This is a genomic window from Crocosphaera chwakensis CCY0110 (assembly GCF_000169335.1).
In the GTDB taxonomy this organism is placed as follows: Bacteria; Cyanobacteriota; Cyanobacteriia; order Cyanobacteriales; family Microcystaceae; genus Crocosphaera; species Crocosphaera chwakensis.
The window spans coordinates 46,730-71,875 of record NZ_AAXW01000011.1; the positions used below are offsets into that span (position 1 = coordinate 46,730).

A 25,146-nucleotide genomic window follows, 5' to 3' on the forward strand; every position below is an offset into this window, starting at 1 on the left:
AAACTGATAACTGGTCACTGGTTACTGAATAACTGTTACAAAGTCATCTCCTCAACGTCTTCATCTCCTGTTTCTGGGGTTGAAGTTGTCATCTGAGTGATGGTAATTTGTTCTTGTAAACTATTGGCTAGTTGTTGGATATTGCGATCGCCTAACAGTTGTTCGAGGGACGCAGATAACCCCAGATCCCGTTCTAAATGACTTCTTAATTCCATGGCTATCAAGGAGTCTAAAAGGTTGATTAAAGACTGTTCAGTGTCGATCTGTGTGGGGGATACTTGCAATGAGCGGGCTAAGGTTTGTTTAATATAGGTGGCTATTAAAGCTTTACAATCCCTTGAATCAGCTTTTAAAAGTTGTTGACGAGTAATTTTTTGCAGTTTTTGTCCTACATAATCCTTTTTGAGTCTATTTTTTTCAAATTTGACTCGTTTGAGTTCAGCATTGCTGATCTCAGCTATTAAGTTACCGTCGTCATCATAAAGAAAAAGGTGTCCGAAAACGGTTTCTCCTTGATCTCGATTATCGGTTAACTTGGCGTGACCCCAATAAAGGGGGGTGCAAGGAGTATTCGGTGTGTTGGATTTGTGGGAGGTAAAATGGCTTAAGGAGTAAGAACGAAAGCTTTCTAAACCAATAAGTAAGTAAGTAGCTGAATCTTGGTGAAAAATGGCTAAAAGTAGTTGAATCCAAGCATCTATTTCTCCTAGGGGCAAAGAATAAGGATTAGGAAAACTAGGATTAATACTAGCTATGGCTTCTTGATCTTTTCGCCAGATTTGTTCTATTTGTTGACAACTTGAGCCAAGAACAATCCCTTTTTCTTCAAGATTTTTATAGAATCTATCTTTTGGGATAATATCATAATTTATATCAGAAATGCAAGCTAAATTTAGATTTTTTTGAGAGTCTTTTGAAATTTCTAGGTTGTCTAAAAAGACGGTTCCTACCGCATGAAGTTTCCAATCAAATTGAGAAACATCAGTTTGACTAAAGATTTGAAATTTAATGTTTTTCTCATCTTCAGAGGATAAAATGAGTTGAATGTTATGACTTTTTTCGTTGGCAAAGGTTAAGGCTTCAATAATTTTTAAATCTTTGACCTCACCCATAGATTGATCCCAAACTTCCTTAATACCTTCTGAGACTATTTCTAGATAGATAACTAAGTTCATTAAGGGGATACCGTTGATACAATGATCCTTCACTAAAGGTAAGCGATCAAGATTAATAATTGATTGAAATTGAATCGCTTTTAAAGGAGAAACAATACGGCGATCTAGTAGAGGAGAAATAATATTCTTACTAAGTGTAACTTTCCCTCTACTTTCTAGGTTTAAACTCTTGCCTTCGTCATGCCAATATTTTTGTCTTTGAAAGGGATAAGTTGGTAGAGTGATTTTTCGATAAGTTATCTCTTCAGATTGTTTACTTTTATAAAAGTTAGACCAATCAATATCTAATCCTTGACAATATAAAGATTTTAGGGACTCCAAGATTATAGATTCATCAGACTGCTTGGGATAAAGAGAAGACAGCCAAATACGATTACTAAAATCTTCAAAACAGCGTTGTCCCATTTTAGTTAAAGTTGGCGTTGCACCAATTTCTAAAAACAGCTTATAATCTTGGTTTTCTAAGGTTTTTATCCCGTCAAAAAATTGAACCTTTTCCATAATATGACGACACCAATAATTAGCATTAGCCATATTCTCAAGCGGTTCCCCTAAATTAGAAATAATATCTATTTTAGGCTGATAATAAGCAATTTCCTGAGCAACTTGAAAAAAGTCTTTTAATATTGGTTCCATTAATGGGGAATGGAAAGCATGAGAAACTTGAAGAATTTTTGTCTCAATTCCCTCCCTTTCTAGTTTAGAAACTATATTACTAATCGCTTCTCTTTCTCCAGATATGACTACTTGATTAGGTCCATTAATAGCAGCAATACTTACCTGACTATTTGAATTGGCAATAATTTCTTTTACCTGATTTTCAGATGTCGATACTGCTACCATTGAGCCATTTTGGGGCAAGTTATTCATCAAACGACCCCGATAAGCAATCAGTTTTAAAGCATCTTCTAAACTAAAGATACCTGCCACACAAGCTGCTACATATTCCCCCACACTATGACCCATCATAATATCAGGTTCAACGCCCCAAGATTCCCAAAGTTTAACTAACGCATATTCAAGGGAAAATAAAGCAGGTTGAGTATAAATTGTTTGCTTCAACAAGTTCTGATCTTTTCTTTCATATAAGACCTCTAATAGAGGCGTTTGTAAATAAGCGTTTAAAATATCATTACATTTATTCAATGTCTCTCGAAACACCGAATAGTTTTGATATAGTTCATGACCCATATTGAGATACTGAGAGCCTTGTCCTGTAAATAAAAAGGCAATCTTAGGAAGATTTTTATAAGGTTGAGTTTGTTCTAAAGTATCAAAACGACTTAATTCTTGGAGTAAATCTTTTCTTGTGTTACCCACTGTAGCAAAGCGATAATTAAAATGATCTCGACCTACAGCAGCCGTGTAAAATAAGTCTTCTAAATTAATCTCGGCATGATGATTTAAAAAATTGTGATAATTCTTAGCTAAATCTTTTAAACCTCGACTACTTTTAGCTGATAAAGGTAATAGAAAATGACCTTCTGCCTCCTGCCTCCTTCCTTCTGCCTTCTCATTATTCCATTCCTCAATAATAAGATGAGCATTCGTTCCACTAAACCCAAAAGAACTAACGCCGGCCATCCGTTTTTGACCCTCTTTAACGTCCCAAGGAGTTGGGTGAGTGGGGATGTGGATGGGTAGCCCTTCAAGCAGTGGATTTAACTGTTTAAGATGTAAATGGGGCGTAATTTGCTTATTTTGTAATCCCAACACCACTTTAATTAAACTAGCTACCCCTGCAGCCGCTTCTAAATGACCAATATTGGTCTTGACTGACCCCAAGGTTAAGGCGGTTTCTCTTTCGTCACCACAGAAAACATCTGTCAACGCTTTAGCTTCGATAGGGTCTCCTAACGAGGTTCCTGTCCCATGAGTTTCGATATAATTAACCTGAGACGGGTCAACCTGGCCATCTTTAAGGGCAGCCCGAATGCAAGCTTGCTGGGCCTGACCATTAGGAACCGTTAAACCACTACTGCGACCATCTTGGTTCATGGCAGTTCCTCGAATAACCCCTAAAAGGTTGTCCCCGTTGGCCACTGCGTCAGATAGGCGTTTTAACACCACCAGTCCACAACCTTCCCCCCTCACGTAACCATCGGCGGTTGCATCAAAGGTCTTACAATAGCCGTCAGGAGATAAGGCTTTCATTTTTGCAACAGAAACGAGGGTATTGGGGGATAACATTAAAAAACTACCCCCCGTTAAAGCCATATCGCATTCTTGCTTGCGTAAGCTTTGACAAGCGAGGTGAATGGCTACTAAAGAAGAAGAACAAGCGGTGTCAATAACCAAAGAAGGCCCATGAAAGCCGTAATAATGGGAAATGCGTCCAGCAGCAATGCTTAAGGCGTTTCCAGTAGCGGTGTAAACGTCGATGTCATCAGGGTTTCCCCCAACGGTTCCGTGGCCATATTCGTTGACACTGATGCCCAAAAAAACACCAGTTTGACTCCCCATGAGGGTACTGGGGGCAATGGCTGCGTTTTCTAGGGCTTCCCAACTCACTTCTAATAATAGTCTTTGTTGGGGATCCATGGGGTTTATTTCCCTAGGAGACAGACCAAAAAATGCCCCGTCAAACTCATCTACTTTGTCAATGAAACCCCCTCGTTTACTGTAGCTTTTCCCTGGAGTATCAGGGTTATTATCATAATAAGCGTCAATATTCCAGCGATTTTCGGGGATATCGGTTATGGCATCTATCCCTTGGCATAATCCTTCCCAAAAGGCAGCCGGACTATTGATACCGCCAGGAAAACGGCAACCCATTCCGACGATCGCTATCGGTTCACTTTGTAACCGTTCCATTTTCTCTAGTTTAGTCCGCATTTCTTTAACGGCGAGGGCTGCTTTTTGTAGGGGAGAAAGTTGCTTAGATTGATTATTTTGACTGTTCATTTTTTTGACAATTTTTGTTGATTTACGGTTTTTAAATTAAGTTTTATCTTGGGCTTAATAGTATTAAGACCTTACAAATACTAATACTAGGTTTCTATAATTTGGTTAAATTCACTATCAATGAAGGCTGATAAATCTTCATCGGAAAGTTGTTCTAGGTCTTGCCAAGAATTTGCTAGTTCTTGTTTTTGCTGATTTGTACTATCATCATGAATGACTTGACTGTCTTCAAATTGTTCTAAAATATAGTGAGTAATTGCTTCAATATTGGGGTAGTCAAAGGTGAGAGTATTAGGAAGCGATCGCCCTAACCGAGTTTGTAAGCGATTTCTAAATTCTAAGGCCATTAATGAATCCATTCCTAAGTCAAAAAAGCCGAGTTGTGGATCTAACTTTTCTTGAGTATTTAACCCAAGAGAACGGGTAACATCTTCTTTTATTTTTTCTATTAATCGGGCTTTTCTTTTTTTAGGAGAGAAGGGCTTTAATTGTTCCCATAAGGTTGTTTTAGGTTGTAAATCATGCTGTTTAATGATCTCAGATAATAACCCATTATTTTGATAAATAGGAAATTGTGATAAAAACTGTTTCCAGTTCACAGGAAAAACTGTTGTTTGAGTTACCTTTTCTTGCAGTAATTGACCTAAACTATTTAGTCCCTGTTCAATACTTAAAAATTCTACCCCTGCACTTTTCCACCGCTTTTCCCCTTCAGCTTCTAGATTAGCTGCCATTCCTGTTTCTGACCAAGGCCCCCAATTAATGGTTAATGATGGTAATTTTTGACTTTGGCGATAATGACATAAGCCATCTAAAAAAGCATTAGCAGTAGCATAATTCCCTTGACCTAGAGAACCTAAAATAGAGGCAATAGAAGAAAAACAAACAAAGAAATCTAGAGATAAATATTGAGAATATTTATGTAAATTCCATGCTCCCATTACTTTCGGAGAAAGAACTTTTTCAAACCGTGACCAACTTTGATTAATTAATACGCCATCATCCAAGCACCCGGCTAAATGAATAATACCCCGTATATTGTCATTTTCTTGTAAGAGGTTAGTCACTGCTTCAGCATCGCAGACATCCACCTGTTTAACCTCAATAGTGACTCCTTGCTGTTCTAACTCTGTAATAACTGCTTTTGCTTCAGGTTTCGGTTGACTTCGACCCAGTAAAATGAGGTGTTTTGCTCCATTTTTAACCATCCAAGTGGATAATTTTAGTCCTAACCCTCCTAAACCACCAGTTATTAAGTAAGAACCTTGATCAGAGAAAGACCATAGGAAGTTGTCTTTCTCCTGCTGTGGTAAGGAGGGGTTAGGGAAGAATGGAACCAAACGAGACACATAACGTTGTTGAGGCGTTAAAGCAATTTCTGAAGCTATTTCTGGGCTTAATAGTTCTTCTCGTAAACTATTTATTATATTTTCAGTATTATCTACCGAAATATCAACTAAACCGCCCCAAAAATCAGGATATTCTAGAGCAATAACCCGGCCTAACCCCCATACCGGTGTTTGTGATAGAGATAAACTGTTAAAAGTTCCCTCAGTCACCACCCATAAGCGAGGAGTCATGTTAAGACGGTTTAATGCTTGTACCAGATACAAAAGACTGCCACAGTTGCGTAACTGATCATCTTGCACGGTTTGAGGGGTTAATGCGTCAGTTGGGTAACTATTGAGGTTCCAAAGATGAACAATGCGATCGCAACTCCCAATAGTCTCTAGTACCCGTTGCAAGTCTTGAGGGTTATGAATGTCGATAGTCCATTGTTTCTCTGAGATGCTTTGATATTGTTGGCCAGGAAAAACCAGATAACAATGATGTCCTTCTGCTTCTAACTGTTGCGCTAGAGTAATAGCGACATTGTTATCATCGGCAAACAGTAACCAATGGCCGCAAGTTAGTTGCTGAGGTTGGGTTTGTTTGGGTTGAGGTTGCCAAACCTGCTGATAAAAAGCATTTTCAGGTAAAGATAACGGTTTTTCACGGTTAGGGAGGGTATCAAACCAATAAGACTGTCTTTGGAAGGGATAAGTGGGTAATGGAAGACGACGACGGGGATAGTCTTGATCGAACCCATCCCAGTCTATGGCGACACCGCAACGGTATAACTTCCCTAAACTCTGTAACAGGGTTTCCCAGTTAGACTGGTTTGATCGCAAGGATGACAACCACATCCCCACATCTTCTGGTAGGCAACGGCGAGCCATTCCTATTAAGGTGGGACTTGGACCAATTTCTAAAAAGATGTCATAGTTTTGTTCATATAACGTTTGCATCCCTTGAAAAAATTGCACCGTTTGACGACAGTTTTTAAGCCAATAATCAGGGTTAGTTACGTCTTGAGTTTGAATTCGTTTCCCTGTGACAGTAGAAACTATAGCAATAGTAGGAAGAAAATAGTTGATGTCTTCAGCCACTTCTCTAAACTTATCTAACATCGGTTCAATTAACGCCGAATGAAACCCCTGAGAAACGTTTAATAAACGACATTTAATGCCTGAACTTTCTACTTTTTTAAGTGTTTCATTAATAGCTAACTGTTCCCCTGTAATCACACAGCAGCGAGGCCCATTAATAGCAGCTATTTCTACATCAAATTTTTTTATAATCTGATTAATTTCTATTTCAGAGGCAAAAATAACCGCCATTTTACCCTGTTGCGGTAATGCCTCCATTAATTTTCCCCTAGCAGCAATCAATTTTAATCCATCTTCTAAACTGAAAACACCAGCGATACAAGCTGCTACATATTCCCCCACACTATGACCCATGACAACATCAGGCTCAACTCCCCAAGATTGCCACAATTTAGCCAAAGCATATTCAATGGAAAATAAGGCCGGTTGTGTATAAATTGTTTGATCTAAAAGACTATCTCCCGTCCTCTTATACAAAACATTAACTAAAGACTGATCTAAATAAGATTTTAATAAGCGATCGCATTCATTAATAATATTACGAAATAAAGGAGACGTTTCGTATAACTCTCGTCCCATAGCAATGTATTGAGAACCTTGTCCTGTGAATAAAAAGGCAATTTTTGACAGTTTCCTAACCTTTTCAATAGACTCTGATAAGATTTCTAACTGTTGACATAACTCTGGTAGGGTAGCAGCGATCGCATGGCAACGATAGTCAAAATGCGATCGCCCCCTATTGGCGGTATAACAGAGATCAGCTAAAGAAATTGTCTTATTTTTCGTCAAAAAGCCTCGATATTTAACGATCAGTTCCTGTAAAGCTTCTTTACTCTTCCCTGATAACCCTAAAATCTGCAAAGGTCGTTCTATTTGTCCATTCTGCTTGTTCCCTGCTCCCTGCTCCCCACTTCTTACAACAGGTGATTCTTCTACAATAATATGGGCATTGGTTCCACTCATGCCAAATGAGCTAATACCAGCCATTCTCGGTAAATTATCCTGTCTTACATAGTCCATTCTCCCTTTAGCAATGGTTAACGGAATATTGTCCCAAGAAATCGCAGGATTAAGGGTTTTCAAATGAAGATGAGCGGGTAGTTGTTGATGTTGCAGACTAAGAATAACCTTGATTAAACTAGCGATACCGGCGGCCGCTTCTAAATGTCCAATATTGGTCTTAACTGACCCCAAAATTAAGGGATTTTCCGCCGTTCTATTGCAGCCATAGACATTGCTTAATGCTTCTACCTCAATAGGATCTCCAAGGGCCGTCCCTGTGCCGTGAACCTCGATATAATTAACTTGATGGGGTTCTATTCGTCCGTTGGCTAAAGCGTCTTGAATGACCTTTTCCTGCGCTAAACCGTTGGGAACCGTTAAACCGCTACTATTCCCGTCATGGTTAATGGCTGTCCCCCGAATTAAACCTAAAATCTGATCTTGATTAGCGATCGCATCTTGGTATCGTTTTAACACAACCATCCCGCAACCTTCACCCCTTCCGTAACCATCAGCCGAAGCATCAAAGGTTTTACAGCGACCATCCTCTGATAATGCTTGCATTTGGGATAAAATATCATACATTTGGGGGGCTAACATCAACTGAACCCCTCCTGCTAAGGCTAAAGAACATTCTCTATTCCGCAAGCTTTGACAAGCTAAATGAACCGCTACCAAAGATGAAGAACAAGCAGTGTCAATAGCTAAGGTTGGTCCCTGGAGTCCTAAATAATAGGAGACCCTTCCGGCGGCCACACTTGGGGTGTTTCCAGTGAAAGCATAAGCATCTAAAGTCTTGGTTTTTCCTTGGGTTAGCTGTAATTGTAAGTAATCTGAAGAATTTATGCCGATAAATACCCCTGTTTGGCTATTCTTAAGTTTATTAGGCTCAATACCTCCATATTCCAAGGCTTCCCAACTGACTTCTAATAATAACCGTTGCTGCGGATCTAAGCAGTTGGCTTCACGAGGAGCAATGTTAAAAAAGGGTGCATCGAACTCATCAACAGCAGTATTTAAAAAGCTGCCAATTTGCTTATTTTGTCCTAATTTTAAGCGTGATTCAGAAATAGTTCCAGCCGTATCTTTTTTCTCTTCTAATAATTGCCAAAAGCTTTCGGGATCATTTCCTCCTCCTGGAAAACGACATCCCATCCCTACAATAGCAATAGCTTCTGAAGAAGTCTTTTCTTTTTCTATTAGTTTCTTTTGCATTTCTTCTAGGGCGAGAAATGCTTTTTTCAAAGGTGATAATTTGTCAAAATCTAAAGATTTACTGTCCATTTTAAAATTGGTTGAGATTCTATTTTGCAGATAAATCAAGTTCTATTAAGTTAAAATATTGTAAATTTTTTCTATAATCATTTTTTCAACATCTTCATCAGAATAGGACTCAATTTTTCTTGCTATTTTCTCTAACTCTAAACTCCTGCCTTCTGCCTCCTGTCTCCTGCCTTTTTCTTTCTTCCATCGATGATTTAAACGCTCTAATAAGTAACCAGATAACGCTTCAATATTAGGATAATTAAAAGCTAAACTGGTGGACATGGCAAAGCCGAAAGTTCTTTCTAAACGGTTTCTAAATTCAACAGCCATTAATGAGTCCATTCCCATCTGAAAAAAGCCTACTCTTTTTCCTGGTGCTTGGGATTTATCTAAGCCTAAAATAATTGCTACCTGTTCTTGAATATAATCAATAATTAAAGATAATTGTTCATTTTTAAAACTATTTTTTAATTGGCTCATCAATTGAGATGAATCAATTTGTTTTCTATTGTTTAATAAGCTAACTTCTGAAGAATAATTATATTCTGTTTGTGATAAAGGAGTAGGTAAAGATGAGTTTGATGATTGAGAAACTCCCTCAAACCAATAACGCGATCGCTGCCAAGGATAGGTAGGAATAGAAACCCGATGACGCTGATAATCCTGATCGAAGTGATACCAGTTAATCTCATATCCCTGAATCGATAACTTAGCTAAACTTTCTAACATTTGCTGCCAATTACTGTTACTGGGACGTAAACTAGGTAAATAACAAATTGATTGATTTTTATTTTCAACAATTCCCCGACTCATTCCTAATAAAATAGGTTTAGCTCCTATTTCTAAAAATGTGTTATAATCCCCTTCTAATAATGTCTCAACACTGTCCTTGAAGTTAACAGGTGAAATAATATGATTGACCCAATAATCTGCTTTAGCAATCTCTTCTGTAATAGGTTTTCCTGTAACATTAGAAATAATACTAATTTGAGGTAACTGATAACTAATTTCTTGGGCTAGTTCCTTAAATTCTGCTAAAATTGGCTGCATTAGAGGCGAATGGAAAGCGTGAGAAACCGTTAATTGCTTTGTTTTAATGTTTTGCTCATCTAAATTTTTAATAATGCTATTAATTGCTTCTTTTTCACCTGAAATTACTAAACTATTGGAACCATTAATGGCTGCGATCGCTACTTTATCTTGATAAGAATTAATCATAGGTTCAATCTTTTCTAGCGTCGCCAAAACGGCCACCATTGAACCATTTTGAGGCAAACTTTGCATCAATCTACCCCTAGCAGCAATCAACTTTAACCCATCTTTTAAACTAAACACACCAGCAATACAAGCTGCTACATATTCCCCCACACTATGACCCATGACAACAGTAGGATCAACACCCCAAAATTGCCATAATTTAGCTAAAGCATATTCAATTGAAAATAAAGCCGGTTGTGTATAAATGGTTTGATCTAAAAGACTATTTCCTATTTCCTTATATAAAATATTAACTAAATCCTTATCTAAGTAAGCCTTTAGAATCTCATTGCATTCATCAATAATATTTCGGAAAAAAGAACACGATTCGTATAATTCTCGCCCCATATTGACATATTGAGAACCCTGTCCCGTAAACAAAAAGACAATTTTAGGATCGTTTTCTTCTGTCACTTGTCCCCCGAAACATCCTGTCACCATTTCCCCTCTTATTAACCCCTGTAACTGTTGGGTTAACCCTTCCGTTGACTCAGACACGATCGCTAAACGATACTGAAAAGGCGCACCGCCAAGCGGATCTCTTCGAGATCGCCCGGTATTGGCACTAAAACAAATATTCCCCAAAGACAGATCCTGATGAGACTGTAAATAAGTGCAATAATCTTGAACTAAATGGCCTAACCCTTTCTCAGTCTTTGTAGATAAAGTCAAAAGATGTAAGAGACGTTCAAAATAATTCTCACCGCTCCCTTTCCCCTGCTCTCTGCTTTCTAAAACAGAAACTTCCTCTACGATCACATGACCATTTGTTCCCCCAAAACTAAAGGAACTCACCCCTGCAATGCGCGATCCTTCCACTGACCAAGGTTCACAGGTTGTAGGAATAGAAAAAGTGCTATTTTTCAGAGAAATATAAGGATTTAATTCCTTAAAATGCAAAACTGGCGGAATTTCTCTCTTTTGCAAACATAAAATCGTTTTAATTAATCCGGCCATTCCGGCAGCCGACTCTAAATGTCCAATATTGGTTTTTACCGAACCTAACCAGCAGGTTTGATCGGGGTTTCGTCCTTCCATCAACACTTTTTTGAGGGATCTCACTTCGATAGGGTCCCCCAATGCGGTACCAGTTCCGTGAGTCTCAACATAACTGATCTCAGAGGGTTTCACCCCTGCATTAGCCAATGCTTGACGAATCACTTGTTGTTGCGCCAACCCGTTAGGAGCCGTTAACCCTTGACTTAACCCGTCTTGGTTAATGGCAGTTCCTCGGATAATACCGTGAATGCGATCGCCATCTTGCATCGCATCTTCTAGACGTTTTAACACGACAATCCCACACCCTTCGCTCCGTACATAACCATTAGCACTGCTATCAAAGGTTTTACACCGTCCATCCGGGGCCATCATTCTTGTCTTAGAAAAGGCCACGGTTTGCTCTGGGGTAATAATTAAATTAACGGCCCCTGCAATGGCGAGATCCGACTCTTGTTGTTTTAAACTTTGACAAGCTAAATGGACTGCTACCAATGAAGAGGAACAAGCGGTATCAACGGTGAAACTGGGCCCTTGTAAGTTCAGTAAATAAGATAACCGGTTAGAGGCGATCGCCCCAGAAGTGCCAGTGCTATAATAAGCGTCGCAATGATCGATATGTTGGTACAGTAAACGCTGATAGTCTTGGTTGGTTAACCCCAGAAATACCCCAGTTTGAGTACCGCTTAGGGTTTCAGGAATAATACCCCCGTCTTCTAATGCTTCCCATGCCACTTCTAACATTAGTCTCTGCTGTGGATCAATATGTTGGCATTCACGGGGAGAAATACCGAAAAAATGGGCATCAAATTGGTCGATATTGGACAAAAATCCTCCCCAGCGTGTGTTCATCCTCCCTGGAATCTCAGGGTTTTGATGATAATATTTTTCAATATTCCATCGTTGCAATGGCACTTCGCTGATAACATCTTGACCTGTTTTTAGCAGTTGCCAAAATTCTTCCGAATTTTTAGCCCCTGGAAAACGACAACCTACACCAATAATAGCAATTTCTTGTCTTTGTTGATCCCTGACCATATCACACCTCAATTGTGTTTAAACTAGCGATTGAGTTAACTTAAATAAGGTTAAACTTAGTTTCTTCTTCTAAGTATTTTGATAATTCTTCTATGGTGGGATAATCATAAGCAATTGTTGGATCAATTTCTATTGTTAACTGTTTTTCTAATGCTTCTATCATAGATAACTGTGCCATAGAATCTAGACCATAAAGAGATAAAGGCTTTTTAATACTAATTATTTGAGGATCTTTCTTGACTTTTTTTGAAACGTAATCAATTAACCAGTCTTGAATATGTTTAGCCTGTTTTTTACTATCTGAAGTTGACATTTTTAAAATAAACATTAGTGAGCATCACTTAATATCAATCAAGATATAAGCCATCAGATTACTGATTAATTCAGCATTAAAAGTGAAAGTTAATGATAATAACTATCCAGTTTTTCACCAATAATTCTGAGTATTCTTAATTGTTGTCTCTTGGATTCAGCACTTATGCTGAAGCTTTTTACTGATAAACAGTCATGATTAAGCTCCTTACGGATTTAAAAAGGTTTTTAAGAATTTATTGAGTTTTTAAGCCATTTTACGGCTATTTACTCCGTTATGTTATTTATGGCTTTATTTATCAACTTAATGAAAACTATTTTCAATAGTTTGAAAAATATCCTAAACCAATTGTTGAGAATAGTCAAGAGATAAATGCAAATAATATTCAATTCCTTTTTAGTGACTTAATATTTAAGATAGTAAAACCCAGGCTAGAAAAGACTTATAGCAGTTTTACAAAAAATACCTTATTTTTAAAATCAACATCTAACTGCTAACGCTAAAATAATTTGTTACAGTATTACCTAAATCTTTTGCAAGAGTGATCAACAAAAAATTGCAAAATACCCTGACTACCCATGATCAGGGTCAAAGTCCCCTGACTCTGATTTTTTATTAGATATAATTTTTATTAAGCTAACATTCCTATTTTCCTTCTGCTCTTAGTTGTTGGCGATCGCATCAGGAGGATATAATTGCTTAGGCTATCTTTTGACAAACCATTGACTTTTTGATCGATTAATAAGTAATGAAACCCTATAATAATCCTTGGCTTTATTTTCCTAAACCAAATAAAAATGCAGCAATACGACTGTTTTGTTTTCCCTATGCTGGAGGAGGAACAAGAATCTTTCGACATTGGCCTCATCATTTATCAGATAGGATTGAAATTTGTGCCATTCGACTACCCGGAAGAGAAGGAAGATTATCGGAAAAACCCTTGACTCAACTTCCTGATTTAGTAGAAAGTATAACACCCAATTTACTTCCTTATCTCGATCAACCCTTTGCTTTTTTTGGTCATAGTCTAGGGGCATTAGTCTGTTTTGAGGTAGCCCATCAGTTACGGAAAAACTACGGTATACAGCCATTTTCTCTTTTGGCTTCTGGTCATCCTGCGCCCCAATTACCGGATCTTGATCCTCCTATTCATCAATTACCAGAGCCTGATTTTATCAGAGAAATTAACAAGCTAAATGGAACACCAAAAGAAGTGTTACAAGATGAAGAATTAATGCAGCTTTTGATTCCCATTTTAAGGGCAGATTTTAGGGTGTTAGAAACCTATAATTATACACCCAAACCTCCTCTAAATTGTCCCATTACCGTTTTTGGAGGATTAAATGATCCAGAAGCAAACCAAACTGAATTAGCAGCCTGGTGTCAAGAAACCAATCAATCATTTGAACAATATATGTTTTGTGGAGATCACTTTTTTATTCATTCGGCTGAATCCGAAATTTTCCCCATTATTGAGCGATCGCTTACCCTGTGTTTGGACAAGAAAAGATAAGCTAATACTGCTCAGTTAACAAAACGCAGAAGCGATTTTTATGCTTATGTCTTCAATTATTGATAATAATAGTCAATACTATTGACAGGAATTAGTAATAAGCCTATGATGAAATCAATAAGTGTTCTCCTCTCAAGGATGGATCAGCAGGTGGAATCGTTCAGCAACATAAGAGACGGTTCCCCTATTTTTTTATTATTTAATCCACAATTATTGATAAGTATTGGCAAAAGAGAGAAAAAAAAACCCGAAAGGCATAAATTCAATTAATTAAGAAATTCCTAGTCAATCGTTCCTGAGAAACGTTAACATAAGTTAACAAGTGTTTCTTTTAAAGAAACCATACCTGCATCGCCAGGCGTTATCATCTGGTTAGATCATTAACCTTGATATATTGAAGTTAACCCTATCTTCACCTTTAGTTTAAGAAGAGGCCGACAGCGTGAATAAAAATAACAAAAAATGGCGCAATGCTGGACTATACGCACTCTTACTGATTGTTGTATTAGCCTTAGCATCAGCCTTTCTAGATAACAACAACACTCAAAGTCGGGACAATTTAACCTATAGCGAGTTTATTGAGCGTGTAGAGAGTAACAAAGTTGATCGAGTTACCCTAAGCTCCGATCGCACTCAAGCCAAAGTGCCTAACCCCCAAGGTGGCGCACCGTTACTGGTTAATCTACCCAATGACCCCGATTTAATTAACATCTTGTCTGAAAACGGTGTTGATATTGCAGTTCAACCCCAAAATGACGAAGGAATCTGGTTTAGAGTTCTCAGCAGTTTAGCCCTTCCCATTCTCTTATTAGTTGGGTTATTCTTCTTGTTGCGACGGGCGCAAAGTGGACCCGGTTCCCAAGCTATGAACTTTGGTAAATCTAAGGCAAGGGTACAAATGGAACCCCAAACCCAAGTTACCTTTGGAGATGTAGCTGGTATTGAACAAGCAAAACTCGAATTAACCGAAGTTGTAGATTTTCTCAAAAATGCCGATCGCTTCACCGCCATTGGCGCGAAAATTCCTAAAGGGGTGCTATTAGTTGGGCCTCCTGGAACGGGTAAAACCCTGTTAGCTCGTGCTGTTGCCGGAGAAGCAGGCGTTCCCTTCTTCAGCATTTCCGGTTCTGAGTTCGTTGAAATGTTCGTCGGTGTGGGTGCATCCCGTGTCCGCGACCTATTTGAACAAGCCAAAACAAACGCCCCTTGTATCGTCTTTATCGATGAGATCGACGCAGTTGGTCGTCAACGGGGTGCCGGTTTAGGCGGTGGTAACGATGAACGGGAACAAACCCTTAACCAACTTTTAACCGAGATGGATGGGTTTGAAGGCAATACCGGCATCATTATCATTGCTGCAACCAACCGTCCCGATGTTTTAGACGCAGCCTTACTCCGTCCTGGTCGTTTTGACCGTCAAGTGGTGGTTGACCGTCCTGACTACGCAGGTCGTCAAGAAATTCTCAAAGTTCATGCTCGTGGTAAAACCCTCTCGAAAGACGTGGATCTCGATAAAATTGCCCGTCGTACCCCTGGGTTTACCGGTGCTGACCTCTCTAACCTGTTGAATGAGGCCGCTATTTTAGCTGCTCGTCGTAATTTAACCGAGATTTCTATGGACGAAGTTAACGACGCTATTGATCGCGTTTTAGCCGGTCCTGAGAAGAAAAATCGGGTGATGAGTGAGAAACGTAAAACCTTAGTGGCTTACCACGAAGCTGGCCACGCCTTAGTGGGTGCCTTGATGCCTGACTACGACCCTGTACAGAAAATCAGCATTATTCCCCGTGGTCGCGCCGGTGGGTTAACCTGGTTTACTCCTAGCGAAGATCGCATGGAGTCTGGGTTATATTCTCGCTCTTACCTACAAAATCAAATGGCTGTCGCTTTAGGGGGTCGTGTGGCTGAAGAAATCATCTTCGGTGAAGAAGAAGTCACCACCGGTGCCTCTAATGACTTACAACAAGTGGCCAGAGTTGCCCGTCAAATGGTAACACGGTTCGGAATGAGCGATCGCCTAGGACCGGTGGCTTTAGGACGGCAAAACGGAAACGTTTTCTTAGGTCGGGATATTGCTTCTGATCGGGACTTTTCCAATGAAACTGCTTCTACTATTGATAATGAGGTTCGTCAACTGGTGGATACCGCTTATAGTCGCGCTAAAGATGTTTTAGAAAGTAACCGTCACATCTTAGATCGCTTAGCGGATATGTTAGTTGAAAAAGAAACCGTTGACTCTGATGAACTGCAAGAAATCTTAAGCAGTAATGAGGTTAAAATGGCTACTTTAGTCTAGGCTTTTAACCTTATCTAACTTTTTTAAGCAGCACCTAAAATAGTGCTGCTTTTTTCGTACTAGAGTTTAGACTGAAGGATATTGACACTCCCACAACTACACGATGCTCTGTTTGCAGTATTCTGTAATATTGAAGTGTTGACAAGCCAAAATTGATGAATCGAAAAACCCACGGTGCGATCGCTGCTGGACATCCTAAAACCGCCCAAGCTGGTCAACTGATGTTTGAGTTGGGGGGAAATGCTTTTGATGGGGCGATCGCTGCAATGTTAGCCTCTTTTGTCGTTGAATCTACCTTAACCTCTTCAGCCGGTGGAGGATTTTTATTAGCCCATACTCAAGAAAAAGAAAGTATTTTATTCGATTTTTTTTGTCAAACCCCTCGGATGAAAAAATCTATTGAGGAGATTGAATTTTATCCTGTTAGTATTAATTTTGGTGGGGCAACCCAAGTATTTCATATTGGTCGGGGTTCGGTGGCTATTCCTAGTAGTTTAATAGGATTATTTGAGGTACATCAGCAACTGGGTAAGTTACCTTTTTCTACAGTAATAGAACCAGCCATTGACTATGCTAGAAATGGTTATAAAGTTACTCCTTATAATCGAGTTACATTTGAAATTTTAGAACCCATTTTAAGGGCTTCCCATGAGTCTCAAAAATTATATTTATCTAATAATCAATTATTAAATATAGGAGACAGAGCCTATGTTAAAGATTTTGCCAATGTCTTAGAAGAATTAGCTAAAAAAGGAATCCAAGAATTTTATCAAGGTGATATCGCTCATCAAATGTTGCAAGATATGAAAGAAGGTGGTTATTTAACTCAAGATGATTTGACGCATTATCGTGTTATTAAAAGAAAGCCTCTACATATTAACTATAGAGGTTATGAATTATTAACTAATCCTCCTCCGAGTTCAGGAGGTATTTTAATCAATTATGCTTTAAAGCTTCTAGAAACAGTTGATTTGAATGGTTATGAATTTGGCAATCAAACCCATCTTCAATTATTAGCGACAGTGATGGCATTAACCAATGATGCTAGAAAAATAAAGTACGATAATTATGTTTATGAGAAAAATATAATTAATCAATTTTTAAGTCAAGAAAATCTTTTTCATTCTCAAACTAAGTTACAACAAACAATTAATAAATGGGGCAGTACCACTCATATTAGTGTCATTGATGAACATGGGAATGCAGCCAGTGTGACTAATTCTAATGGAGAAGGGTCAGCTTATGTTATTCCTAATACAGGAATTATGCTCAATAATATGTTAGGAGAAGCGGATTTAAACCCTCTAGGATTTCATCGTTGGCCTTGTAATTGTCGCATTTCTTCGATGATGTCCCCTACCCTTGTTCTTAAAGAAGGAAAACCAGAAATCGTTTTAGGTTCGGGAGGCTCAAACCGTATTAGAACGGCTCTTTTACAAGTAATTTCTAACTTATTAGATTTCAATTTTTCTTTAGAAGAAGCTATTAATAAGCCCAGAATTCACTGGGAAAATAATCTTTTGAACCTCGAACCAAGAGAAAAATTAGCAACCGTTGAAAGCTTACAATTACCGCCCAACACAGAAATTATTCGGTGGCAAGAATTAAGTATGTTTTTTGGAGGGGTTCACGGTGTGAGATTCAAGGATAATCATTCCATAGAAGCCATAGGAGATATACGCAGGGCAGGCGTTGGCATTGTTTGTTAAATTCTACTCTACATGATATGGAGAAGCCCCTGGCCGTTGTTGTCCCCATTGCATAAGTTGATCTAAAGTAGAACGAGGAACCCCAGACCGACGAGAAGCACCATTGAGTCCCGCTCCCCGTCGTAATAAGTTAATAGCTGTTTGTACTTTACGATACATCCTTGTTCCATATCGAATCTGTTGTTTATCGTGGGCGACAACTAACCCGTAAGCAATATCATTAGCAATTTGAATTGATACCTCCTGAGCTAGTCTTTTCTTGGTTTCTTCAGCAGAAGGAGACTGATAAACATTTCGTGTCTTTTGATAGGGAACTTGGGGAAAACTCCCTGCGTCTTGGGTTACAACTAGGTTTTTAAGTAATAAGGTAGAGGTTTGTAGTCCTGATGCTGCCTCTGCAAAATTGCTCAAGATAGAGCCACTTAATAACAAACAGGTTAGATATTTCATAGAGCAACTGTACCCACTTTTGAAGTGGGGATGTGTGTGTTGGGTAGAAATAAGTTTGTTGTTTAATGTAGCAAATATTTAAGATTTGAGCCAAAAAGTTTTTTGTTAGCAGCAGAGATAATTTTTGTTTTAATCTAAGAAAGCCATAACCTTTTGTGTCTTACAAAGTCGCAAACTGCTGTAAATTATCATCAATGCAAATCCTATCATGCCCCCAAAACTGAAAAATTGGCTGATTAAACAGTCAAATATTTTATTTTCTTGGAAAACAGAGGACTCCAATAGTAGCCAAAAATCACAACCATCACCCCATGAATTACCAGCTAAGATTAAAAAGCAAATACAAGAAAAAATTAACAGTTTAGAGAATAATCCTACAGAAGAACAAGGGATTATAGACACCCTAGATAATGCTTTTCAACGTTGGCTAGATAGTCCAGAAACTGAGGATAACTCGGTGGTTATCTTAAGTAGTCCTATCACTGCTGTTTCTCCTCTCATAGCAGATGCGATCAAAAAATGGTCATTACAACAACAAATAGTTATTAAAGTGTTACCTTTAGATGCTAGACCACCGGATATGAAAAGTATTATTCCTATCGTAGAAGATTTTTTACAAGAACAGGGTCAGAAGGTAGAAACTAAACAAGATATTTCAGAAGTATTTGTTATTCCCAATCTTGACTTTTGTTTTCTTCGTTCTGTTGAAGGATTGAATGCAATTGAATATTTACAATCCTTATTTTGCCAACATTCACAAGAGCGTTTTTGGATTATTGGGGCTAATCAAGTTAGTTGGCAATACTTAGATTTAGTGAGTAATATTTCTGCTTTTTGTGGTGAAATTTTTATCTTACCTGAAGTTTCTCCAGAAGATTTACAAGAGTGGCTAAATCCTATTATCCAATCCTTTGATATTGGCTTAGATAAATTAAAAATAGAACAACAAATTTTAGAAGATACAGGAGAAAGCGATCAAAATGATTGGCAAAAATATTTTGAGCATTTAGCATATATTTCTGAGGGAGGTAGTCTGGTGACAGCACAACTTTTTCTGAATTCTATTTATCAAAAAACAGAAACAGAAGAAAAGGAGCAAGCTGAACAAAAATTACTGACAAATTATCCCGAATTATCTGACTTGCCATTTATTGATTTTCCTGAACAATATATTTTATACTCTTTACTATTACATGGCAGTTTAAATCTATCAGATTTAGCAGAAAGTTTAGGAGATGAGAAAGGAGAAGTGACTGGAAAAGTCCAAGTTTTACGCCGTCAAGGGCTGATTGAACAGTATAACCAAATCTTAACAATTAATCCTTTTCATTATCCAAAACTAAAACAAAAGTTATCAAGTAATAATTTTATTATGAGTGGAGAATAAAACCATGAATCATTTTCTAGTCACAATTAATAATCACCTATATTGGTTAGCACAATCTTCTTTAAGTGATATTCAAGATAACTCAGACAACGATATTATTTCCAAACTTACTATTAATAAAGTCATTCAGGGAGTATTAATTATTGTCAGTGCTTACTCCATTTTAAAAATTGTTGATAAACTCATTCTTTGGTTATCAGAAAGAATTGCTAAACGATGGCGTTTAAGAGTCAAGCAATTTTTACCCTTCTTAAGAATGTTTGTCTTAATCGTAACCGTTATCATTTTAATGAATCTATTTTTTCACCTGTCAAGAGAAAATATTATTGCTGTAACGGGGACGGTTGCGGTTGCATTGGGTTTTGCCTTTAAAGACTATGCTAGTTCTATTATTGCTGGCATTGTGGGTTTATTTGAATCTCCCTATGATGTAGGCGATCGCGTTAAAATAGGAGACTATTATGGTGAAGTAATGAGCTATGGCCTACGAGCCATTAAACTGCAAACCCCTGATGATAATTTAGTAACTATTCCCCATAACAAAATTTGGACAGAAGCGGTGTCTAATGCTAATGCAGGAGCGTTAGAAGCTCAAGTAGTGACAGAATTTTATTTTGCTCATGAAACCGATGTTAACTTAGTTCAAAAACTCCTTTATCGGGTTGCCCATACTAGCAAATATACTGCTTTAAAATTACCTATTTTAGTGATTATAGAAGAAAAGCCTTGGGGAACTTTATTTAAACTCAAATCCTATCCTCTGGACGCAAGGGATGAATTTGTTTACAAAACAGATTTAACGACGAGAGCAAAACAAGCTTTTGCTAAACATAAACTAAGTTATCCTCGTATTTTTGAAGTAGAAGGGGGTCCGTTAGAATAAGATGAAATTCCTTAATATTTGCTACAAAAGATTGCACGAGAGCAGGGAGTAGGGAGAAGATTGATTTATACACGAGGATTTAAACCATTGTCAGAACCATCCGCTTTTGCCCCTGTTAACGAATTAACTCTGGTTGGTCGCTTAGGTTTAGCCTTATTAGCTGGAGCGATTATTGGTGCAGAAAGAGAAGCAAAAAATAAAGCTGCTGGTTTACGGACTCATATTTTAGTTAGTTTTGGGTCTGCTATGTTTGTTCTCATTCCTATTCAATTGGGTGCTGCTCAACAGAATCCAGATATTCTGGGACGGGCGATTTCTGGAATCATTGGAGGAGTCAGTTTTATTGGTGCAGGAACCATTTTACGGAGTTCGAGGGTTCACGGGTTAACGTCTGCGGCCGCTATTTGGGTATCATCAGCTTTAGGGACTGCCATTGGTTGCGGTTTGTGGTTACTGGGATTAACAGGGTCTTTAGTGGCATTAATTGTCCTCAGACTTTTAGAGAAATTGGAGTGAACACTTAATAGTGAACAGTAAATAAATAGTCGGAGATAAATGTAAACAAGCTGTAACCTCTTAAGGTGCGCTTTCCCTGCTCCCTGCTCTTTGCTCACTTTAAAGTAACGTTTATTTTTATTAAATTACTATAATCCAGGGGTTGTTTGCTCAAATAACGCAGAAAAGTCTTCAGTAACAACAGCAGAAGCATCATCTTCAGGCTTACTAATGACATCAAAAGCTTTATTTTTAGCTTCAGGTTTGATTAAAGCTTGTACCACTAATTCTGCTACATCTTCCCTAGGAATTGATGTGGGAATACCATTGGGCGGATTTTCTAATAAGGTATCATTTTTTCCTACCAATAACTCTCGTTTTCCTCCAGGTTCATTGAGTAAACCACCAGCCCGAATAATAGTGTAATTAATCCCTGAATTAATTAAATAGTCTTCTGCTTTTCGCTTCCAAATTAAAATATTTCCATTGCCTATTTTGTTCAGGGGATGATTAGGGTTTGTTCCTCCCATCGACCCCACTAAAACAATATGATTAATGCCTAATTCCTTAGCAATATCAATCTGATTTTTTTGACCTATGTAGTCAACTTCTTCGGGGGTTCCACCTGGTTCAAAGTCAAATTCTGGGCGTTCTCCTTCTTTCGGTGGTGCTTTCATTTTAGGAACAGCACTGGTAAGAATAACTAAACTATCACATTCTTTTAAAGCAGATTTTAACGTTGCTTTATCATTAATATTGCCCATAACAAAACCGTCATCAGAGCCAAATAGTTCTTTTATTTTTTCTTCATTTCTGGCAAAGCCAAATACTTCAAATTGCTCAGATAATTGATGAAGTTTCTTAACAACCAGTGAGCCTGTTCTTCCTGTTGCTCCTGTAACCAGAACCTTTTTGATTGACATGATTACCTAATGATGGACGATGGATCTTTAGCATAAGCTTTAGGGTGTCTTTCTGGCAACTATGGGGTTACAATCTATAAAAGTATGAGATAATTAGACGATCTTGTTTTTGTGAGGAGCTATGAAAGGCTTATTAAAAATGACTTCGATGGTTTCAATTTTTACTCTAGGATTATTGGTTAATCCCACTTATTCAATGCCAGTTAAACCATCAACAGAATTTGCTCAGCAAACCCCTTCTATCAATCGAGAAGTTAGAAGTTTCTTTGAAAGTGGACGTTTAACTTCAGAAGATAGACTGTTATTTCAAAATCCTCCTAATGGCATTATTCCTATTAGAAATCAGTCTGATAGTTGGCAATTTTTTGTATTTAAACGAGGTGGTGTTTCTTTATGGATGCCCCCTGGTATTATAACTCAAGATGAGGTTTTATTAGAAACAAGTTTAGGGAATATTCGTTTTCAAAGTTTAGGCTCTCATACGGAAAATCAATACTATATTGCTGCTTATGCAGAAGAATTGACGGATAAACAAGTTGAAAATGCTGATGTCTTATTAGAAGCAATACAAGAGAGAATACCACCAGAAAAGAATTTTAAATTAACTAGAGAAAGAGCTATCTTATTAGATGAAAATATAGGCAAAGAATTGAGCTTTGAAAATGAAGACGAAACTATTACTTTAAGACTATATCTTGTTAAAAATCGTGCTTATGTTTTAGGGGTTCGTTTTCCCAATTCAATTACAGACACCCGTAGTACCAGAAGCTTTTTAAATGGGTTAGAATTATTAGAGAATTAGTTACTTAATTTCATCATGGATTATAAATCACAAAAAACAGAGAGACAACAAAAAGCTATCAAACAAGCAAGAAAAATATTTCTTTTTTTATTAGCAAGTGGTTTATTAATCGGCGTTATTGTCTCTGTTGGTGTTATCCAAGTGATGAATTATTTTGGCTTAACTGAAAAAACTAATCAAATAAAAATTATCCAAGAAAAACTTAATCAATGAATTTCTTTAACTAAACTTATCTAACAAAAAATAATAATCAAGGATAAAAAAATGCTTGATCCATTTCCTAGAATAATTCGTATATTATATGTTTTTCAGGGATTTTTAATCAGTAATTTTCTTTTTTTATTGTCAAATATAGCAGTCAGTGCTGCTGAAAGTAATGATATTAGAGACAGTAAATTAAATACTTCTTGTCCAATATTTATCCCATTGACGAATACGGTTAAACCGACTCTTAATTTCAATAAAGCTCACGAAATAGAAAATAAAACACAGCCAAATAGTTCTTGTGCGCTTGATTTATTAGGAGTAACGGATGAAGTAGAATCCATTAATCAGAATAATGAATCCTTATTAAATGCTCAAAAAACATCATCTGAAGATTTATTCACTTTTGAAAATTACGAAATTACAAACATAAATGATATTCATAGTAGTGACCGATGGCATTTTAAATTGCAACCTTATGCTACTATTCCTGTTAATACCTATGGAACCGTCTCAGCGAGAGGAAAAACAGTTAGTTATCATCTAAGTTTAGGAGAATTATTAGATACTTTACGAGTTGCAGCCAGTGGACGCTTTGAAGGTTGGAAAGGTCGCTGGGGCTTTATTATTGATGGTTATTTCGCCAGTTTACAAGGAATTGGTAATCTTTCTATTGAACGTTCAAGAGAACCTAATCCTATTAATACCTTAAACTTTTTATTAAATACTAATGTTAATAATCGATTAGAAAATATCATTAATCGGCTAAATCAAGATAGACAAATAGTAACTAATATTCAAGAGATACGAGATAAGCAGCCATTACGACAACTAGACCAAAACTTACAAAATATTGAAACAATTTTTTCTGAAAAAGAGCAAAATTTTCAAGAATTAGACTTTAAACTCCAACAATTTGAAGAGCAGCTAATAACAGGTCGTCAAACATTAGAAATCTTAGATATTAAACTTGAAGATGTCCGTAACCTTGGCTTAGAATTTGACCAGTTGCCACGTTTTGATCCTAATACTCAACCTCTGAGTAGAATTATATCTTTACAGATTCAAGATTTACCAATTATAGATGATTTACAAACATTAAATAATCAAATTAAAGAGTTAAATCAACTTTCTGATCTTGGACAACTACAAGAAAAACTAATACAAACACGAGATAATTTAGATCAACTTAATCAACAAATTAAAACCCTTCAAGAAACAAATAATAGTCAAGCATTACAAAATCTTGAAAACCAACTAGAAGAAACCAAAATTTTTCTTGATCAACAAATTGGCAGTATTAGCAAAATTAAAGAATTCCAAGAATTTCAAGCTAACCAACAAACACAAACACTAAATATAGATAATCAAACCAGTTTACAATTTGATCAAGGTATTTATGACTTTGCTATCAGTTATCATTTTGGTGAGCTTCCCTTTCATCAATTACCAGATAAACCCTCTAATCGTCCTTATCCTTTATTATGGTTCCAACCTATTGCAGGGGTTCGTTTAAATGATATTAGTATTGATATTGAAGCTATCACTACCACAAAAATATCGAGTACATTAGTGAATTTTGAAGCAACCACAAAGCAAAATTTTAAAAAAGATAGAACCTGGTTGGAACCCTTATTAGGAGGAAAACTCGGTTTACAAATTTCTGATCCAATTACATTTTGGTTGCGAGGAGATGCGTCAGGATTTGGATTAGCAGGAGACACCGATATTAGTTGGAATTTATTATTTGGCATTGATTGGTGGATTCATCAACAAATTTCTTTACAACTAGGCTATCGTTTTTATGAAATCGATTATAAAAATACGCGAGATAATAATGATTTCGGATTTGAAGAAAATTTCAATGGATTATTTCTATCAGCTAGTTTTCACTTTTAAACTAACCTCTCCTTAGTTACTCTGTGTAGTAAAGTCTCCTTATAAAAAGTAAGTAGTAAGTTTAATTAGAAAATAAATAAATAAATAAATAAATAAATAAATAAAATATGAAGTTAATCTAATTTATAGAGGTTATGCGATCGCTAAAACCGATAATAAACAGTTGATGTGCGATCGCCTTTATTTTAAACAAGTAATGAAAGAT

At 37.1% G+C, this 25,146-nt stretch carries 15 protein-coding genes; 9 read left to right on the forward strand and 6 right to left on the reverse strand.

The features are described 5' to 3' along the window. Positions 1–35: 35 nt before the first annotated feature. From CY0110_RS09010 to CY0110_RS09025, 4 genes are all read right to left on the reverse strand, one after another. Positions 36–4,079 carry a type I polyketide synthase gene (locus CY0110_RS09010; protein ID WP_008275096.1) on the reverse strand — a complete coding sequence of 1,348 codons (4,044 nt, stop codon included), beginning with the start codon at positions 4,077–4,079 and terminating at the stop codon, positions 36–38. 86 nt (positions 4,080–4,165) lie between these two features. After that, positions 4,166–8,794 (reverse strand): type I polyketide synthase, encoded by a 4,629-nt coding sequence (locus CY0110_RS09015; RefSeq protein WP_008275097.1) that lies wholly within the window; start codon positions 8,792–8,794, stop codon positions 4,166–4,168. Between the two features lie 45 nt (positions 8,795–8,839). After that, the gene (locus CY0110_RS09020; RefSeq protein ID WP_008275098.1) at positions 8,840–12,067 is read right to left on the reverse strand and encodes a type I polyketide synthase; all 3,228 of its coding nucleotides are present in this window, start codon (positions 12,065–12,067) and stop codon (positions 8,840–8,842) included. Positions 12,068–12,107: 40 nt separating this feature from the next. Then, entirely contained in the window at positions 12,108–12,380 is a 273-nt protein-coding gene (locus tag CY0110_RS09025; protein WP_035798978.1) for an acyl carrier protein, read from the reverse strand. Positions 12,381–13,128: 748 nt separating this feature from the next. Here CY0110_RS09025 and CY0110_RS09030 point away from each other — a divergent pair. The 3 genes from CY0110_RS09030 (at position 13,129) to ggt (ending at position 17,898) form a co-directional block, all read left to right on the forward strand. Further along, the gene (locus tag CY0110_RS09030; RefSeq protein ID WP_008275100.1) at positions 13,129–13,893 is read left to right on the forward strand and encodes a thioesterase II family protein; all 765 of its coding nucleotides are present in this window, start codon (positions 13,129–13,131) and stop codon (positions 13,891–13,893) included. Between the two features lie 442 nt (positions 13,894–14,335). Beyond that, a complete protein-coding gene (gene ftsH3, locus CY0110_RS09035; protein ID WP_008275101.1) occupies positions 14,336–16,189 on the forward strand; it encodes an ATP-dependent zinc metalloprotease FtsH3 in 1,854 nt (617 codons plus the stop codon). A gap of 155 nt (positions 16,190–16,344) precedes the next feature. After that, positions 16,345–17,898: a gamma-glutamyltransferase gene (ggt, locus tag CY0110_RS09040; RefSeq protein WP_008275102.1), complete on the forward strand. Its 1,554-nt coding sequence runs from the start codon at positions 16,345–16,347 to the stop codon at positions 17,896–17,898. A 3-nt stretch (positions 17,899–17,901) separates the two neighbouring features. On the opposite strand, the gene CY0110_RS09045 is transcribed toward ggt, so the two are convergent. Then, positions 17,902–18,348, reverse strand: coding sequence for a hypothetical protein (locus tag CY0110_RS09045; protein WP_008275103.1), 447 nt, complete (start codon positions 18,346–18,348; stop codon positions 17,902–17,904). A 208-nt stretch (positions 18,349–18,556) separates the two neighbouring features. On the opposite strand from CY0110_RS09045, the gene CY0110_RS09050 reads away from it, so the two are divergent. From CY0110_RS09050 to CY0110_RS09060, 3 genes are all read left to right on the forward strand, one after another. Then, positions 18,557–19,735 (forward strand): MarR family transcriptional regulator, encoded by a 1,179-nt coding sequence (locus CY0110_RS09050; protein WP_008275104.1) that lies wholly within the window; start codon positions 18,557–18,559, stop codon positions 19,733–19,735. A 4-nt stretch (positions 19,736–19,739) separates the two neighbouring features. Next, the gene (locus tag CY0110_RS09055) at positions 19,740–20,618 is read left to right on the forward strand and encodes a mechanosensitive ion channel family protein (protein WP_008275105.1); all 879 of its coding nucleotides are present in this window, start codon (positions 19,740–19,742) and stop codon (positions 20,616–20,618) included. Between the two features lie 87 nt (positions 20,619–20,705). Continuing rightward, positions 20,706–21,134, forward strand: a complete 429-nt coding sequence (locus CY0110_RS09060; RefSeq protein ID WP_035798958.1) for an MgtC/SapB family protein — start codon at positions 20,706–20,708, stop codon at positions 21,132–21,134. 128 nt (positions 21,135–21,262) lie between these two features. On the opposite strand, the gene CY0110_RS09065 is transcribed toward CY0110_RS09060, so the two are convergent. Further along, positions 21,263–22,036 carry an SDR family oxidoreductase gene (locus CY0110_RS09065; protein WP_008275107.1) on the reverse strand — a complete coding sequence of 258 codons (774 nt, stop codon included), beginning with the start codon at positions 22,034–22,036 and terminating at the stop codon, positions 21,263–21,265. A gap of 121 nt (positions 22,037–22,157) precedes the next feature. Here CY0110_RS09065 and CY0110_RS09070 point away from each other — a divergent pair, with 121 nt between their 5' ends. From CY0110_RS09070 to CY0110_RS09080, 3 genes are read left to right on the forward strand one after another with little or no spacing between them, the layout of a single operon-like run. Beyond that, entirely contained in the window at positions 22,158–22,838 is a 681-nt protein-coding gene (locus CY0110_RS09070) for a hypothetical protein (protein ID WP_008275108.1), read from the forward strand. Positions 22,839–22,853: 15 nt separating this feature from the next. After that, complete coding sequence (locus CY0110_RS09075; protein WP_008275109.1) at positions 22,854–23,051, forward strand: hypothetical protein; 198 nt, start codon at positions 22,854–22,856, stop codon at positions 23,049–23,051. Between the two features lie 51 nt (positions 23,052–23,102). Beyond that, positions 23,103–24,941, forward strand: a complete 1,839-nt coding sequence (locus tag CY0110_RS09080; protein WP_008275110.1) for a hypothetical protein — start codon at positions 23,103–23,105, stop codon at positions 24,939–24,941. The last annotated feature ends 205 nt before the right edge of the window (positions 24,942–25,146 follow it).